We start from the raw sequence: 17,779 nt of genomic DNA, 5'->3' as shown, positions 1-17,779 counted from the left end.
CCATCTGTAAGTGACAGCCGAAACCGTCTTTCAGCATTCCCTCATGAGAGGGAATGAATTATCCGGTATTAGCCCCGGTTTCCCGGAGTTATCCCAGTCTTACAGGCAGGTTGCCCACGTGTTACTCACCCGTCCGCCGCTAACATCAGGGAGCAAGCTCCCATCAGTCCGCTCGACTTGCATGTATTAGGCACGCCGCCAGCGTTCGTCCTGAGCCAGGATCAAACTCTCCAATAAAAGTAGAGTGATTAGCTCATAAAATAAAACGTTGGCTCATATTCTTCTAATAGAAGATATGATAAATATTGTTTGTTGACGCTTGTTTGTTTAGTTTTCAAAGAACAATTCGTTGTTGCTGTTTTAGCAACTCTTATATATTAACAAAACCAGTTAATGATGTCAACAAGTTTTTCATTGCTTCAACTTGTTAACTTTTGCCGTCTCGCAGCAACGAATATTAATATACCATCCTTACCGAGGCATAGCAATAGTTTTTTTAAACTTTTTTCATCTAATAATAAAGTAAGACTTTTCAAACTACTAGGGAGTTATTCTTTTATCAGGGACCCGTTAAACTTATATGTTCATTTTCACACATTTAATAGAGGATGAAGATTCTCTTCAATCTGAATATAAAAAAAAAGCAAAGCATGTGTTGGACACACTGCTTTGCTTTTTTAATTAACGATGACGCATTAACGGGAATAACAGGACATCGCGGATAGATGGTGAATTTGTTAAAAGCATAACGATTCGGTCAATACCAATTCCAAGTCCACCTGTAGGAGGCATACCGTATTCAAGCGCTTCAATGAAATCATCATCCATTTCATGCGCTTCATCATTGCCTTGTTCTTTCTCTTTTAACTGTGCTTCAAATCGTTCGCGTTGGTCAATCGGATCATTTAACTCTGTAAATGCATTTGCATGCTCGCGCGCTACGATAAATAATTCGAACCGGTCTGTAAAACGTGGGTCCTCATCATTCTTTTTAGCAAGTGGGGAAATCTCAACTGGATGACCAAAAATGAACGTTGGCTGAATTAGCTTTTCTTCAACTTTTTGTTCAAAGAATTCGTTGACGATATGACCATACTGCATATGATCTGTAATCTCTACGTTGTGTTCTTTTGCAAACTGACGAGCTTCTTCAGTCGTCATCTCTTTCCAGAAATCAACGCCCGTGTATTCTTTAATCGCATCGACCATATGAAGCCTTTTCCACTCTGGTTTCAAATCTATTTGGTAATCCCCGTACTGAATGCTTGTTGTACCAAGTACATCTTGCGCAATATGGGCAATTAGGTTCTCTGTAAGTGACATGATATCTCGGTAATCCGCGTAAGCTTCATAAAGCTCAATCATCGTAAACTCAGGATTATGTCTCGTGGATACACCTTCATTCCTGAACACGCGGCCAATTTCATAAACCTTTTCGAGTCCACCAACAATTAGGCGTTTTAAATGCAATTCAATGGCAATCCTCATATAAAGAGTCATATCGAGTGCATTATGGTGTGTGATAAAAGGACGTGCTGATGCTCCGCCTGCAATCGAGTGCATCATTGGTGTCTCCACCTCTAAATAACCATTGTCATCTAGATAGCGTCTCATTGATTGGATGATACGGCTACGATTGATAAATGTCTCCCTGCTCTCATCACTAACAATTAAGTCTAGATAGCGTTGACGATAACGTTGTTCAACATCCTTTAAGCCATGGAATTTATCAGGTAGTGGACGAAGAGCCTTTGATAAGAAGACAAAGTCTTGAACCTTAATAGATAGTTCTCCCACTTTTGTTTTAAAAAGAGTTCCTTCTACACCTACTAGGTCTCCTAAATCAGCATCATTAAAAATCCCGTATTGTTCTTCACCGACAGCATCCTGACGAACATATATTTGGATTTGTCCTGTTAGATCTTTAACATGCGCAAAGCCAGCTTTCCCTTTGCCACGCTTGGTCATAATTCGCCCAGCAATAGTGACCGTAATGTTCTTACTCTCAAGTTCTTCTTTTTCTAGATTTGTAAACTCTTGGATGACGTCTCCAGTACTGTGACTGCGCTCAAAACGTTTCCCGAATGGATCAAGTCCCTTTTCTCTTAAAGCATTCATTTTTTCTCGTCTAACTAAAAACTGGTCATTTAACTCTTCATGACTCATGTATGTTCACTCCAATTATTAAATTGTTATTGATATGTAATTTCCCACTAATAGAGTTCCCTATATTATTTTACACAAATTAACCATCTCAGACATGGTAATTCGTTATAATAGCAAAAAAACTGCCAGTATAACCGCTGGCAGTCTTAATTAGTAATAGTGGTATTATAGAAAAAGGTGTTCGAAAAGTCAAACTAAACTGCCTGTGACTCTAAGGCCATTTTCTCTTCCACTTCATTTACATAGTTTGTCAGCAATGTTACGAACTGGTCGCGGGTACTACATTCATTCACAGCATTTCGTACTTTTGCATTTCCGCGGACACCTTTAAGGTACCATGCTGCATGCTTACGCATTTCACGACAAGCGACATCTTCATTTTTTAGAGCAATCAACCTATCTAGGTGAAGCAAACAGACATCAATCTTTTCACGTACAGAAGGTTCACCGATAAGTTCACCTGTTTCAAGGTATTTCACCGTTCTGTAAATCATCCATGGGTTCCCAAGCGCGGCACGGCCAATCATTACACCGTCAACACCAGTCTCATCGAGCATGCGCTTCGCATCTTGCGGAGTTTCAACGTCACCGTTGCCAATCAGCGGAATATTAATTGATTGTTTTACCTCACGAATAATATCCCAATTCGCAGTGCCTTCATATAATTGAACACGAGTACGTCCATGGAGGGCGACCGCACTGCCGCCCGCACGCTCAACCGCTTGGGCATTTTTTACTGCAAAGATGTGGTCTTCATCCCAACCCATACGCATTTTAACTGTTACTGGTTTATCAACAGCATCTACTACTGCTGCAACCATCTCGTAAATTTTGTCTGGGTCAAGCAACCATTTTGCTCCTGCATCGCATTTAGTAATCTTCGGCACAGGGCAACCCATATTGATATCGATAATCGCCGCATTTGAATGTTTATCAACAAAACGCGCTGCCTCAACAAGAGTATCCTTTTTCCCGCCAAAAATTTGCAAACTTAAAGGGTACTCTCTTTCATCTATATAAAGCATGTCTAAGCTTCTTTCATTTTGAAAGACAATCCCTTTATCGCTAACCATTTCTGCACATACAAGGCCAGCACCGAATTCCTTAACAGTTAGGCGGAATGCTGAGTTACATACCCCAGCCATCGGTGCGAGTACGACGGGGTTATCAATTTGAACGTCACCAATTTTTAGCATCTTCTACCCCCAGCATTATGATATTTTATCGTTGCTTACTCTCCTCTGGTGGCGCTAATTCCTCGACACTAATTTTGAGCATATAAGCAACTTGTTGCTTAAAGGATTCATCCGGCATACGATTCCCTCTCTCTATTTCCCCTAGAACCGAGACAGAGACTCCTAGTTCTTTTGCAAAACTCTCTTGCGTAAAACCTTTTAGCTTTCGAAAAGCGCGAATACGTCTTCCCCATTTTTCCGCTTCCATATTCGAACTCCTTCTTTATCTCGTAAACTGTCACGATCGACAATACCTGGCAAGTTTAATTGCAAATCTACTTCTAATAACGGAACAATCACAAAAGCCCGCTCCAACATCCTAGGATGAGGAATCATTAACTTCTCTGATTTTATATTTTCTTGATTATAGAGCAAAATGTCAAGGTCTAATGTTCGTGGCCCCCACTTAATCTCCCTTTTCCTCCCAAGTTCTTCCTCTATAAAAAGTAAACTCTCCAATAGCGCAAGAGGAGCAAGAGTTGTTCTTATCTTGATGACCATGTTTAGAAATGACGCTTGATTTGTATACCCGACGGGATCTGTCTCATAAATAGAAGAAGTATTTACCACCTTTATCTCCTTATGATGGTCAAGCCTTTTTACAGCTTCGGATATGTAGTCTAGTCGGTTCCCGATATTAGAGCCAACCCCGATATAAGCGATATTATCCATCCTAACGACCCCTTGTGATTTCTACCGCAACAGACTGGTAATGTCCTGGGATAGGCGGGTCAGGCTTAATAACCATCACATGGCATATGCCTATGGCATTATACTTTTCTAATATAGTTGCAGCAATCTTTTCTGCAACTGCTTCTACAAGATTGTAAGGCTTCCCCTCTACAATCTCCTTACATATATTATAGAGCTCTGCATAATTAATTGAGTCCTCTAGTCGATCGCTTATACCTGCCTTAGACAGGTCAACTTCAACTGTAAGGTCGACCGCATAACGTTGCCCAAGTTTGTTTTCTTCTGGATATACACCATGATAGCCGTAGAATTGCATTTGTTTTAGATGAATTTTATCCATTATCAGTTTCCTTTCCGTTCAAGGCGTCCATCATCTTTGCCATTCTTGCCATTTCCTTGACATCATGGACACGAATCAACTGACACCCTTTTTGTATTCCATAGCAAATCGTCGCCCCTGTCCCTTCTAATCGCTCGTTCACAGGAAGCCCAAGTACATTCCCTATTATTGATTTCCTTGATGTTCCAAGGAGTACTGGATAGCCCAATGATACCATTGTATCGAGATTTTGCATGATTTCTATGTTTTGTTCATGGCTTTTCGCAAACCCGATACCAGGGTCCAAAATGATGTTTTCAGGTTTGACTCCTGCCATCCGCGCAAGACCAACACTTTTATATAGATCATTAAATACATCACGAATAAAATAGGCATAGTCCTGTTGTTGTCGATTATGCTGCAAAATAATTGGGACATCAAATTCAGCTGCAACCTTCGCCATATCAGGATCAGCTTTCGCCCCCCATATATCATTAATGATATGGGCACCAGCCTCTAACGCCTGCTTTGCAACCCCTGCCTTATAAGTGTCTACTGAGATGGCAACATCAATGTTTTTACTGATTGCCTCAATAATTGGTGCAATCCGCTCAATTTCTTCTTCCTGCGAGATCCGAGTATATCCCGGCCTAGTTGATTCGCCACCGATATCAATAATATCTGCACCATCTTCAACCATCTGACTTACACGCTTCAACGCCGCCTCAACCTGATTGTACTTCCCACCGTCTGAAAAAGAGTCTGGGGTTACATTTAAAATACCCATAATGAGTGTTTTCTTTTGATAATTGAGTCGGTAAGGTCCCGCCTTAATCACTCCAGTACTTTGGTCCATTTTGTCCTCCTGATTCAGTAGCTAAAAGTTCATCATTCATTCTATCATTTCCCAAATAACATCATACATGATGATGAGCTAAGTTGCATTTTTTCATAAGGGCATTAAAGGTTGTTGTTATAAGCTCAAGGTAACCCACGACCACCTTTTACCGAGGAAGGGAGGCACATTCACTACAACACCACATTACTCAAAAAAGAGGCTAGACCCATGGCCTGCCTCCCCTTCTTTCTATCATCCACTTTAGTCAAACTGATACAATGGTGTGCTTAGGTAACGTTCTCCGTTACTTGGGATAATCGCTAACACCTTTTTACCTTTGCCCAGCTCCTTAGCTACTTGCAATGCTGCGTAAATAGCAGCTCCTGAAGAAATTCCACCAAGTATGCCAGCTTCTTTTGCTGCACGGCGCGCATACTCGAATGCCTGTTCGTTTTGTACTTGAATTACATCATCGTAAACCTGTGTATCTAGTACATCTGGAACAAAACCTGCGCCAATTCCCTGAATTTTATGAGGGCCTGGTTTGCCACCTGATAAAACCGGAGAATCTGTTGGTTCTACGGCAACGATTTTAATGCCCTTGTAGTTTTCGCGTAGGACTTTCCCTGCACCAGTAATCGTTCCACCAGTTCCAATACCTGAAATAAAGGCATCCAATTGTTCGCCCATTTGAGCCACAATTTCAGGTCCTGTTGTTCTTTCATGAACAGTTGGGTTAGCAAAGTTTTTGAACTGTTGAGGCATAAAGTATCCATGTTCCTCAGCTAGCTCTCCAGCCTTCTTTATCGCCCCATTCATGCCTTCTGGTCCAGGTGTTAGGACTAGTTCAGCCCCGTAAGCTCTTAGAAGGTTGCGGCGCTCCATACTCATTGTTTCTGGCATTACCAAGATAGCTTTATAACCTTTAGCAGCGGCTACCATTGCAAGCCCGATACCAGTATTTCCACTTGTCGGCTCAATTAAAGTATCTCCTGCCTTTAGCTTGCCACTTTCTTCGGCTGCTTCAATCATCGCAAGGGCGATTCGATCTTTTACGCTGCTGCCAGGATTCATGTATTCTAATTTCAGGTATACATCTGCACTATTTTCATCCGAAAGTCCATTTAGCTTAACAATTGGCGTTTGTCCAATCAATTCAGTTACAGAGTTTGCAAATTGTGCCATCATAATCCCTCTCTTTATTCCGAGTATTTTTATTGGTTTAATTAAAATTTACCAATCTTCTAAACAATTGTCAATCTTTTTACTGTGTTAATTATGTGAAGATTTACTTTTTTGAAGAAAAAAACCGACATAAACCATTGGTTCATGCCGTCTCTCATTCATTCCTTTTCTTCTTCATTACCGTAAAACCAACTTACCTCTGCTTCTTCCCAGAACGCTTGCGCAGAAACAGGAATCTCCATTTGCTCAATCGCCATCTGCCGGCGAATTTGTTCTTTAACGTCTTCAAATGAGTATTCTTGCCCCTCCAGCTTTTCATGCAAAAAGATGACGGCATATCCTGAATCAAGCTGGATCGGTTCGGACCATGTTCCTGGTTTCATATCCTGCACTGCTGTTAGGATTGTCTGTTCTACGGTTTCATCATTTTCAGAAACGAAACCAATATCCCCGCCATAATTGGCTGAGAACTCGTCTCGCGAACGCTCCATGGCAAGGGCGGCAAAACTCGAACCTTCCTCGAGTTCTTTCACCGTCTGGTCGGCTTCTGCGAATGATTTAACAATAATTTGAGAAAGGTGATAGGAGGCCTGGATATCATAAAAATCTCTATTTTGGTGATAATATTCCTTTAAATCCTCTTCAGGAAACATTGCATCTTTAGTTAGCAACTCTTCTAGAAGTAGGCTTAGTTTAACCTGCTCCTCCCATTCTTCCCCGCTAAATTGACCCTGTGTTCCATACAAAGCCTTATACATAGTTAGTTCTTGTTCAAGGTCCGAATCAGAAACTTTAATATCATAGTCACTAGCCAGTGTCTCTATGACTTTCTTATCAACCAAATCACGAAGCGTGTCTTCTCCATACCTCGTCTCTAGCTCATTCAACCATTCCTGCCTAGTGATCTTATCATTTCCTACTGTTGCGACCGTCTCCCTACTCGCATCAGGCTTCAACAGAAAAAAAACAATTGTCAGGACATTTACGATAGCCAAAATCAATACGGCTAGCCTAAGCTGTTTTTTCTCCACCCCGGTTTCCCCCGTATCTTCATGTGTTTATTTCACTTCTTTTTTAAGTTCGTGTAACTCCTCTTCTGTATACACATATTTCTCATTACAGAAGTGGCACTGTGCCTCGGCCTGCCCATCTTTTTCAATCATATCATTAATTTCCTCTTCTCCAAGGCTAATAATGGCATTAGCAAACCGGTCTTTAGAGCATTTACAAGTAAATGCAATTGGGAGCGTCTCAAGAAAACTCACATTTTCTTCTCCTAACACTTCTTTTAATAACTCCTCTGGAGATAGACCTTTATCAATTAGTTTCGACACTGGCGGGATTTCTTTTAGCCTAGTCTCAATCTGCGTAATTGTTTCGTCCTCCGCACCAGGCATTAACTGAATAATAAATCCACCGGCAGCTTTTATCGTATTATCCGGGTTAACAAGAACTCCTACTCCTACAGAGGAAGGCACTTGCTCAGAGGTCGCAAAATAATATGTAAAATCTTCTCCTAGTTCACCAGACACAATCGGAACTTGCCCGGTAAAATAATCGCGTAGACCAATATCTTTGACAACAGAAAGTATCCCCTCTGTCCCAACAGCCTTTCTAACATCAAGCTTCCCGTGCTCATTCAAATCAAAATGAACGTGTGGATTAGAAACATAACCACGGACTTGTCCTTTTGCGTTGCTATCAACAAGGATTAAACCAATCGGTCCGCCACCTTCTACCTTTATGGTTAAGTTCTCTTCACCCTTTAACATAGCCCCCATCATTACACCCGCTGAAAGTGTACGACCCAGAGCTGCCGAAGCAATCGGCCAAGTATAATGCCTCCGCTGAGCTTCCCCCACTGTTTCCGTACTCTTAACAGCATATGCCCTGACTTGTCCATTAAACGCAAGGGCTTTAACTAAATAATCACTCATTTGCTGCTCCTTTCTCGCTGACATACATGTTAGCTTTTAGTAGTTTCCTGATTACGCTTATAGATTAGCTGAAGACCCTTAAGGGTTAAATATGGGTCGACAATATCAATGACGCTAGATTCATCAGCAATTAACCCTGCTAGTCCCCCCGTTGCAATGACGGTAGGATCAGGTCCGCCGATGGCTTTCATCCGTTTAACTATTCCCTCCACTTGACCAACATATCCATATAAAATTCCTGACTGCATGGCAGCTACGGTATTCTTGCCGATAATGTCATCAGGTCGAGTAATTTCAATCCTAGGCAATTTAGCTGCCTTTGAATAAAGGGCTTCCGTCGATATTCCAATTCCCGGAGCTATCGCGCCACCCATATATTGTTTGTGTTCATTGATGTAACAATATGTAGTCGCTGTTCCAAAATCAACAATGATTAACGGACTTCCATATTCCTGTATACCCGCAACCGCATTTACAATACGATCAGCTCCTACTTCACGAGGGTTTTCATATTTGATGTTTAAGCCCGTTTTTATGCCAGGACCAACAACAAAAGGTTTGATATGAAAATATTTTTGACACATTCTTTCTAAAGCAAACATAATTGGTGGAACAACAGAGGAGATAATGATGCCATCGATAGCACGGAATGATAAGTTAACATGTTCAAACAATGCCTTAACCGCCATTCCATACTCATCTTCACTTTTATGACGGTTCGTTTCAATTCTCCAATGATGTTTCAATTCATCCTGATCATAAACACCCAAAACAATATTCGTATTCCCTACGTCAATTACAAATATCATATCTATCACCACTTAAAAGAAAATTTTTTCGAATCCCAAACCTGCCAACATCATACCATAGATTTTTATAATCCTAAAAGAAAAAAGACGCTCTTTAAAGGAGCGCCTCACATGTTTATTCTTTAGGTTTATCTTCGTTTTCGTTCTCTTGATCGTTATTTTCCTCATTTGATTGAGGCTTTTCTTCTGGTTCATCTTTTTTCTTGTTGATGTTAACCTTCAGATCTTCATCACCAGTTTTTACCGTTGTGGAAGAACTACGATCAGGAAGAGTCCCATGATCGGCCAGGTGTTTAATTTGTTCTGCATCTAGAGTTTCCACTTCCAATAATGTCTGAGCAATGATATCAAGTTTATCCCGGTTATCTGTAAGGATTTGTTTCGCCTTCGCATAACACTCCTTAATAATTCGTTGAATCTCGAGATCAATTTCATAGGCAATGGCATCAGAGTAATTCTGTTCGTTGCCAATGTCACGCCCAAGGAACACTTGGCCACCTTGTGCCTGACCAAATTGAAGTGGTCCTAGTTTATCGCTCATTCCATACTCGGTTACCATTTTTCTGGCAATTCCAGTTGCTCGCTGGAAGTCGTTGTGGGCACCAGTACTAACTTCACCAAAGACAATCTCTTCAGCAACACGGCCGCCAAGAAGGCCCGTAATTTTGTCAAGCAGCTCTGGCTTTGTCATGAAGTAACGATCTTCCCTAGGCATCATGACCGCATATCCACCAGCCTGACCCCTTGGTACAATGGTCACTTTATGAACAATATCCGCATCGTCCAAAGTCAGACCAATAACCGTATGTCCACTCTCATGAAAGGCTACGATGTTTCGTTCCTTTTTCGAAATCACCCGGTTCTTTTTCGCTGGTCCAGCTATGACACGGTCGGTTGCCTCATCAATATCTTCCATCTCGATTTTCTTCTTGTCTCGACGAGCTGCTACAAGAGCTGCTTCATTAAGAAGGTTTTCAAGATCGGCACCAGAGAATCCTGGTGTGCGTTGCGCAATCGCGCGCATATTTACAGAATCAGATAACGGCTTATTGCGTGCATGTACGTGTAGAACAGCCTCACGACCATTAACATCTGGGCGGTCAACTGTAATTTGACGGTCAAAACGACCAGGTCTTAACAACGCTGGGTCAAGAATATCCGGACGGTTTGTTGCAGCAACAATGATAATTCCTTCATTAGCGCCAAATCCATCCATTTCAACAAGCAATTGGTTCAACGTTTGCTCACGCTCATCATGTCCACCACCGAGACCAGCTCCACGCTGACGACCAACTGCATCAATTTCATCAATGAAGATAATACATGGTGCATTTTTCTTCGCATTTTCGAACAAATCACGCACACGAGATGCACCCACACCAACAAACATTTCCACAAAATCAGAACCACTGATTGAGAAGAATGGTGTGCCTGCCTCACCCGCAACAGCACGAGCAAGCAAGGTTTTACCTGTACCAGGAGGTCCAACTAACAAAATCCCCTTAGGAATTCTCGCTCCTAATTCAGCAAATTTACGAGGATCCTTCAAGAATTCAACTACCTCTACAAGTTCTTGTTTCTCTTCATCTGCACCCGCAACATCCTTAAAACGCACCTTTTTCTTCTCGTCATTGTACAGTTTGGCTTTACTTTTACCGAAGTTCATCACTCGGCTTCCGCCACCCTGTGCTTGGTTTAACAAGAAGAAGAATAAGATAAAGATGATTACGAACGGAATAATCGATGTTAAGAATGTAACCCAGCCGCTCGTTTCCTTAGCTGGCAATACCTCCACATTAGCGGTTTCAGCAAACGACCTTATCTCCGCTAGCTGAGCCTCACTGTTCCAAACATAAGTAATAAAAGATTCATCTTCGGCTCCTACCATTTGCCCTCTTACTTCATAGACGCCACGTTCTGGCTGTATGGTAAGTGACTCTACTTTGCCATTTTCAAGGTCTTCAATGAATTGATCATAAGCAACTGGCACTGTAGGCTGGTTACTTCCATTAAAGAAGCTAACAACACCAATGATGACTAAAAATATTAATAAATAAAAGATGGTATTACGGAAAATCCGATTCATCCCTTACCTCCTCCCACGCTCAACAGACTATAGTAAATCTTATCACACAAAATTATCGCTATACAAGGAATTCACCTTGTCACCAACGTGTCTTTCAAAACATTTTACTCGCTTTTTGTATAAATCTCTGGCTTTAAAACCCCTATGTAAGGAAGGTTTCGGTATCTTTCCGCATAATCTAAGCCATAACCGACGACAAACTCGTCTGGAACGATAAAACCTACATAATCTGCCTGAAGATCAACCTTGCGACCAGAAGGCTTATCTAGTAGGGTAACAATCTTAATTGATTTAGCTTTCCTGTAGCGGAATAGCTCTACTAAATAGCTAAGCGTCAGTCCACTATCAATAATGTCTTCAATAATTAAGACATCACGACCCTCTACAGAAGTATCAAGGTCTTTGAGAATCTTTACTTCACCAGATGAAACAGTAGAATTCCCATAACTAGAAACATCCATGAAATCCATTTCTAGATAAGTGTCCATACGCTTAAGCAGGTCGCCCATAAAAGGCATTGCCCCTTTTAACACACCAATGGTAAGAGGATAAAGATCTTTATAGTCCTCTGTTAATTTAGCGGCAAGTTCTCTTGTCTTTTCTTGTAATTCTTCTTCTGAAATTAATACTTTTTCAATATCTTGTTTCATGATTCTTGTGCCCCCTGAAGAAATCATTGCTTATAGTGTAGATACATTAACTTACCGACTTCGACGCCTTCTGTTGCATGGCTGGATTTTTTTAAGCCTGGCAACCAAAGAATGTTTCCAACATTGTCAGTAATAATTGGCCATTTATCCCTCTCGCTGATTGGGATTTTTTCGTTGATGAAAATTTCTTTAAGCTTCTTTGAACCCACCATTCCTTTCAATGTCATCCGGTCACCAGCTCTTCTTGTTCGAATAATCAACGGTAAGCCCGTTTCTTCAATATTGACAAGAAACGAAACGATGCCTTGCTGTTCATCTACTTGATTAGAGTAATAATCCGCTATAATGACTCCGCCTTCTGGCAATTGTATACTTCCAGGACCATATAGCTTGTACTCATATGGCTGAGAATCAATGGGACGAAGTTGAAAAGAACATTTCCCATAGGAACGAATCACTTTTAATCCACTTGGAAAATCAAGTGAGCCGGAGGGATGCGGATTACGGATCATTGAAAAAATACTATCGATATGTACAGCTGAAAGTGAAGAAGGTTGTTCTTCATAAAGATAGTTTAATATTAGTTTAATCCCTCTCCTTTGTAAAGGCATTGGCATTTCTAGAAAGGCACCAATCGTAATGATGACTTCTTCCTTGGTTTTCTCCATTACTTTATTCATTTTCAATGAAGTTAATTCAGTCAAATAAGCATCATCTGTTTCCATTTCTTCACTAAAACGTTGAAAATGCTCATGAACTAGTGGGTTTTCCTTTTTTAAAAATGGAAGAACAATCTTCCTGAAACGATTTCGACTATAGGTTTCCTTTTCGTTACTCGAATCTCTTCGTGGCTCAAGCTGATGGCGTTCACAATAGCTTTCAAGGTCTTGTTTCGACAGGTTCAAAAACGGGCGAATAATAAACCCAGCCTCAAAGGCCCTGATAAATGGAATGCCTGCCCTTGCCCTACCAGAACTCCCTCTAGTTAACCGCATTAAAATCGTTTCAACTTGGTCATCTCCATGATGACCTAATGCCAAGTAACTTAATCGATGTTTTTTCATCATTTGCTCAAAAAAACTGTATCTTAGTTCACGAGCAGCCAACTGAGAACTCTTCCCCGTTTGTTCAATATACTCGGGTACATTCGCTTGTTGCATTTCGAACGGAATGTTCCTTTTCTGACAAAAGTCGCGAACGAATAAGGCTTCCTCATATGACTCCTTCCCTCTGAACATGTGATCAACATGTATAGCAACAATTCTCAGCTTACTTTTTTGACTTACTGTCCATAAATAATGCAATAAGGCAAGAGAGTCTGGCCCCCCCGATACACCAACTGCTAATGATTTACCATGTAAACTAAATCCATGGCTTGCTAGAAATCGTTCGACCTTTTTTTCCATTATATTCTTCCCTTTGTAGATGCTATCCCTATTATACGGAAAAACGCATGAAAGGTTTCAAGCGAATTATAGAATCTGAACATAAATATAAAAAAAATATAGAAACGATAGGGTTAGGATAATAAGAGCGGTCTCAAACAAACCGCCTTTCTTCTTAGTTACATTTCTCTTCGCCCCATTCCTATGGAGCTGACTTCTTGATTTTACTTGATTTCCTGCATCGCTTTTTTGTTTACGTGGCTGCAAGGCGGCCAAAACGTCTCTTCTCATCTCACCGGCAGTCTGATAATTCCCCGATAAGGCATTTTTTATTATTGATTGATATAAGTTCAATTCAGGCTTCTGCTTCACCATTCCCATTAACTGAGATATTCCGCCTGTTGTCTTGTTAAACCGCCCAGGATAGGCCGTGTTAATAATAACCATGGCGACAGCAAATAAATCATAGCGCTCATCAGCTTTACGACTCCCCATACCCCAATAGCCACGATCGTAAAACTCCGTAAATTCCTTGATTGCTCTCCCTTTTATAGTTGTTCCACCAACATCAATACACCGCACTCGAATAGGAGGTCCATTTACTAATAAGTTTTCCGGCTTTAAGTCTCCAAACACCCAGCCTTTTTCATGTAATACATCTAAGTCAGCTAGAAGCTGAAGCAATAAAACGCCTAGCCACTCTGGCCCCTTTTGTTGTATAAAGGTCAAAAGGTTCGGCCCTTTAATGAATTCCATCACATAGAAGCTGAACTGCTTGCCCACCGTTTCCCAGTCATCCACATCAAACAAAGAAGGCCCAAGGGCAGATCCCTGGACCTTGGTAAAGGATTTTAAAACATTGACCTCTGAGATAATTGAGGAAGGATTGTCACTAATTTTAAGAGCAACTTGTCGACTGCTGTCGCGAACAAGGTAGACAACTCCATTGGCACCATTGCCAAGCTCTTTAATGATTGTATACTGATTCCGATGCCACTTCCCATGTATCACTGTCCCTGGACTTAGTTTAGATAGACTCTTCAAAGAATTGTTCATCATCACGGGATAGCATACTCCTTAGTGACCGTTTTTTCTGCTGGAAATAGCTAATCGCTTCCTTGATTGCAGGTCCAGTTGGGGTAATCCCTCCAGTCGAAAGCTTTGAAAAAATCGTTGTAAGAGATTCTAAATTTGGCGTCCAATCGAGCAGTTTCTCTACCTCTACTTTTTTTCCAGGGAAGGCGAACACAGAAAAACGATTCGAACCAGAACGGGCATTTAAACTTAAACTAAGGTCGAGCAAGGCCTCTTTAACCGTAGGAAGTTTATGAGTCATACTCGCACTAGTATCCACTAGAATCAACACATCTAGTTCGACAGTTTCCCCTAATTCGTCAACAACTTCCATTATTTCTCCCCGTTTTTCAGGAGGCAAATCTTCCATTTTCTTAGTTCCACCGAGGATTTGCTGCAGCTCTTTATTTACAACTCCTTGCAAGGTTTGAGTCATAGCCTTCCTCGTTACCATTTGAACAGTCTGGGAAAGCTGCTGTGAATACACTACCTGGCTCACACCTCCACCAGAAAGAGCAATCCCTTCGATTTCCTTCAACCCTTGATCATCGATAACATCTTGTTCCATTACACCAATGACATTTATGGTTACCCCTTGTTCCCTTGCTAGTGTAGCCATTGCAATTGGATCTTCACCTTGATTTGAACATCCATCAGTAATCAATAAGATTTGCTTTAAAGTGCCCGTTCTCATCGAATTTATCCCTCCGTATCCAGTTAATTTGTTACCATTTTCGACGAGGAACGGATAAAATATACTAGTTTTACATATATTATAAAATTAAGCTTCTTTTTTCATATTCTGCACTGGAATAGAGGCCCATTTAGGGATATTATGGTCAATTTTAGCAACCACCACGGTCATATCGTCATCAATCATCCCGGAGCGAGAGCGAATCACTTCTTCCATAATCAAATCGGCTACTGCTTGGGGGTCGTTGGTTTCGAGCTCACCAATCTTCCGCTTCATCCATAAATCATAGTTTTCAACATGCTTTGGTCCCTCAAAGACCCCATCGCTCATCATCACGAGCAAATCACCAGCCTTAAGCTGATCACTTACTACATCTACCTCGAATTCTTGTAAAATTCCCATCGGTAGATTGCTAGCCTGCACTTTTATAATTTTACTTCCTCTTTTTATAAAACTTGGTGTCGAGCCTATCTTTAAGAATCGTGCGGATGCATTCTGTAAGTCAATCATCGCCAAATCAAGCGTCGAAAAAATCTCATCTGTTGTTCTTAAAGATAAAATCGAGTTGACCGACTTAATTGCAACCTTTTCCTCGATACCAGATTGGAGAATTTGCTGCAGGAGTTTGAGCGTTTCTTGACTTTCTGTATGCGCTCGTTCACCATTACCCATCCCATCACTGATGGCAATAGCAAATTTCCCTCCTCCAAGTTCAATAGTAGAATAACTGTCTCCTGAGATTAAATCGCCATCCTTGGCTGCGTGAGCAACGCCCGTTGTAACCGCAAAGGCTTTGGCCGACCTGAAGGTTACATGGCAGAACCCATTCGGAATGGTTGAGCATTCCTCTAAATCAACAAGAATGGTTTCCCCAAGAATGTCGGAAAGCATAGGGGCAATAAGCTTTTCGCATTCCCCGTGGCCTCCACAATAAGGTATGGTCATATCAATATCGACACTTCCCTGTTCAAGACTGTAGATTTCAACATGTTCAATTTGAATCCCAAATTCCTGAAGCGCACTTAAAATCTGTTCTTCTTGCTTATGATGATTTTCCCGTTCACGTTGAATCTCTTTTGCAAAATCGCCCATCACTTCTGATACACCTAGTAGCTGGTTTGCTACCAATTTCCTACTTTCCTGCACTTGTTTTTTTAATTTACGATTCGCCTGATAAAAAGTAAGTTGTTGCTGCATAATATCATTCACTTTTTTGGAGCGAGTACAGTGCTTATCCCAATCTCTTGAAAGTTTTGGCGAAATGGAGCCTGTTTGATCTAATTCATGCATAATTTCACTCATGTATTCATAGGTTGTATTAAAGTTTCTTGCCCAGCAGTGATCTTTCTTAAAGCAGGTTTGACAAGTTTTTTCTGTGACATTGCTCAAGAAATAATCAAGGTCACGGTCTGGTTCTTCCCCATCTGGATTTTCTTCAATTGTGGAAAAGCTTTTAGACAGCGCCTGAAAGACATTTGAAAATTGTGCCACCCTACGTGCGGTCACATCTCTCATTTTTCTCATATATTGCTGCTGCTCAGCGGTATATTCAGCCGTTCCAGGTATATATTTTGCTATTTTAGAAGTAAGCACACTTGGCGTTAATAGAAATAACAAGATAGCTACTCCTGATTCAAGTAACATTTTGCTGACTGGCACTCCCGTTTCGCCGTACATTCCAATTAGGAGCGTTGCAATTAATAAACCAATGGAAACGCCAATTTTCCTACCCTCTTTTAACAATCCTCCTAAAAGGCCCGCAAAGGCGAGAAGGCTCATATGAAAGAAACTTGAAAGATTCGCAAGACTAAAGATGAGCCCAGTTACAACTCCTACCGTTGACCCCACTGTCGCTCCAGCTACATATGAAAATATTAAAACAAGGTATCGGGCCAACGTATGTTCAACGGATATATCGTATAAAGTCCAACCAATGGTTCCTGTCATAATAGAAGCAAGCATGATTATTAAACAGACAATCTCCTCTGTCTTTAAAGACTGCCTCCGCTTACTTGCGGTCATTAAAGGGATACTCTGTAAAAATATAAACGCTAGAATCAGTCCTAACCCAGCCTCGATACCAGCCATTGCGCTTCCATATACCGTAAAACCGTTATTGGTAATCACTGTCTGTAGTAATTCTATTGTTAAAATAGTGGTAAATACTAAGATAGGGAGACCTTTAAACTCATTTTTCATCCAATTCGACACAAACCGAAATAGTACTAAAAATAAGACAATCGTACTAAAAGTAAATGCTGCTTCACCCAGGGATAACGTTGCCGCTCCAGCAACCAGACCAAGGAGAGCAATCGGTGCACGATCTCTTCGGATAAAAAAGACGGCCGCAAAAAAGGGAAGACTAAAAGGCGTCAACTTCGCTAAAATTAGTGCCCTGCCCAGAAGGAATCCAATAAAAAGAAAGATATACCCCTTTTTGAGGAAAAAGCTTTCAATCGATGTCTGCATCTTAGTCAAGATCTTAGATAACTCAAATCTTGGTTTCGCAAGATTAACCTCACTTGTAGGCTTCACCACAGTCCTTTCTACATTTTGCATTCCATACACTCCCCGCATTTTATTGATGTTGTTCATTATAGGGAATAAAAGGTCAAAAATTTGTCAAAATCAGGGACAAGCATCCTTTTTTCGTTCGACTGTTTATGTGAAAAAAACCGACAAGATTCTTTCAATTTTTTATTGACAGT

16 protein-coding genes and 1 rRNA gene are annotated in these 17,779 nt (G+C 41.0%); all 17 read right to left on the bottom strand.

Annotation, left to right across the window (positions count from 1 at the left end):
• Positions 1-237, bottom strand: a 16S ribosomal RNA gene (locus BMX30_RS21105); the annotation flags it as partial.
• A 444-nt stretch (positions 238-681) separates the two neighbouring features.
• Positions 682-2,166: a lysine--tRNA ligase gene (lysS, locus tag BMX30_RS21100; RefSeq protein WP_090750060.1), complete on the bottom strand. Its 1,485-nt coding sequence runs from the start codon at positions 2,164-2,166 to the stop codon at positions 682-684.
• Positions 2,167-2,360: 194 nt separating this feature from the next.
• Positions 2,361-3,362 (bottom strand): tRNA dihydrouridine synthase DusB, encoded by a 1,002-nt coding sequence (dusB, locus tag BMX30_RS21095; protein WP_090750059.1) that lies wholly within the window; start codon positions 3,360-3,362, stop codon positions 2,361-2,363.
• A 25-nt stretch (positions 3,363-3,387) separates the two neighbouring features.
• Positions 3,388-3,609, bottom strand: a complete 222-nt coding sequence (locus tag BMX30_RS21090; RefSeq protein WP_090750057.1) for a helix-turn-helix domain-containing protein — start codon at positions 3,607-3,609, stop codon at positions 3,388-3,390.
• Positions 3,561-4,073: a 2-amino-4-hydroxy-6-hydroxymethyldihydropteridine diphosphokinase gene (gene folK / locus BMX30_RS21085; protein ID WP_090750055.1), complete on the bottom strand. Its 513-nt coding sequence runs from the start codon at positions 4,071-4,073 to the stop codon at positions 3,561-3,563. The genes BMX30_RS21090 and folK overlap by 49 nt, the downstream gene beginning before the upstream one ends.
• A gap of 1 nt (position 4,074) precedes the next feature.
• The gene (gene folB / locus BMX30_RS21080; protein ID WP_090750052.1) at positions 4,075-4,434 is read right to left on the bottom strand and encodes a dihydroneopterin aldolase; all 360 of its coding nucleotides are present in this window, start codon (positions 4,432-4,434) and stop codon (positions 4,075-4,077) included.
• Positions 4,427-5,269 (bottom strand): dihydropteroate synthase, encoded by an 843-nt coding sequence (gene folP / locus BMX30_RS21075; RefSeq protein ID WP_090750050.1) that lies wholly within the window; start codon positions 5,267-5,269, stop codon positions 4,427-4,429. The genes folB and folP overlap by 8 nt, the downstream gene beginning before the upstream one ends.
• A gap of 243 nt (positions 5,270-5,512) precedes the next feature.
• On the bottom strand, positions 5,513-6,436 hold the full coding sequence (cysK, locus tag BMX30_RS21070; RefSeq protein ID WP_090750048.1) for a cysteine synthase A: 924 nt from the start codon (positions 6,434-6,436) through the stop codon (positions 5,513-5,515).
• Between the two features lie 158 nt (positions 6,437-6,594).
• On the bottom strand, positions 6,595-7,467 hold the full coding sequence (locus BMX30_RS21065) for a peptidyl-prolyl cis-trans isomerase (protein WP_090750046.1): 873 nt from the start codon (positions 7,465-7,467) through the stop codon (positions 6,595-6,597).
• Positions 7,468-7,494: 27 nt separating this feature from the next.
• The gene (gene hslO, locus BMX30_RS21060; RefSeq protein WP_090750045.1) at positions 7,495-8,373 is read right to left on the bottom strand and encodes an Hsp33 family molecular chaperone HslO; all 879 of its coding nucleotides are present in this window, start codon (positions 8,371-8,373) and stop codon (positions 7,495-7,497) included.
• Between the two features lie 29 nt (positions 8,374-8,402).
• Positions 8,403-9,182 carry a type III pantothenate kinase gene (locus BMX30_RS21055; protein WP_090750043.1) on the bottom strand — a complete coding sequence of 260 codons (780 nt, stop codon included), beginning with the start codon at positions 9,180-9,182 and terminating at the stop codon, positions 8,403-8,405.
• 115 nt (positions 9,183-9,297) lie between these two features.
• Complete coding sequence (ftsH, locus tag BMX30_RS21050; RefSeq protein WP_090750042.1) at positions 9,298-11,268, bottom strand: ATP-dependent zinc metalloprotease FtsH; 1,971 nt, start codon at positions 11,266-11,268, stop codon at positions 9,298-9,300.
• Between the two features lie 104 nt (positions 11,269-11,372).
• On the bottom strand, positions 11,373-11,918 hold the full coding sequence (gene hpt / locus BMX30_RS21045; RefSeq protein WP_211482091.1) for a hypoxanthine phosphoribosyltransferase: 546 nt from the start codon (positions 11,916-11,918) through the stop codon (positions 11,373-11,375).
• 23 nt (positions 11,919-11,941) lie between these two features.
• Positions 11,942-13,324 (bottom strand): tRNA lysidine(34) synthetase TilS, encoded by a 1,383-nt coding sequence (gene tilS / locus BMX30_RS21040; RefSeq protein WP_090750040.1) that lies wholly within the window; start codon positions 13,322-13,324, stop codon positions 11,942-11,944.
• 66 nt (positions 13,325-13,390) lie between these two features.
• Positions 13,391-14,362, bottom strand: coding sequence for a protein kinase domain-containing protein (locus BMX30_RS21035; RefSeq protein WP_090750037.1), 972 nt, complete (start codon positions 14,360-14,362; stop codon positions 13,391-13,393).
• Positions 14,331-15,071: a vWA domain-containing protein gene (locus tag BMX30_RS21030; protein WP_090750035.1), complete on the bottom strand. Its 741-nt coding sequence runs from the start codon at positions 15,069-15,071 to the stop codon at positions 14,331-14,333. Before BMX30_RS21030 ends, BMX30_RS21035 begins: the two co-directional genes overlap by 32 nt.
• A gap of 87 nt (positions 15,072-15,158) precedes the next feature.
• Complete coding sequence (spoIIE, locus tag BMX30_RS21025) at positions 15,159-17,630, bottom strand: stage II sporulation protein E (RefSeq protein WP_090750033.1); 2,472 nt, start codon at positions 17,628-17,630, stop codon at positions 15,159-15,161.
• Positions 17,631-17,779 lie beyond the last annotated feature (149 nt).

It is taken from the genome of Mesobacillus persicus, from assembly GCF_900109925.1.
Classification (GTDB): domain Bacteria; phylum Bacillota; class Bacilli; order Bacillales; family Cytobacillaceae; genus Mesobacillus_B; species Mesobacillus_B persicus.
Note: the sequence above shows the minus strand (reverse complement) of the source record. Positions and strands in the feature narration are given on the sequence as shown.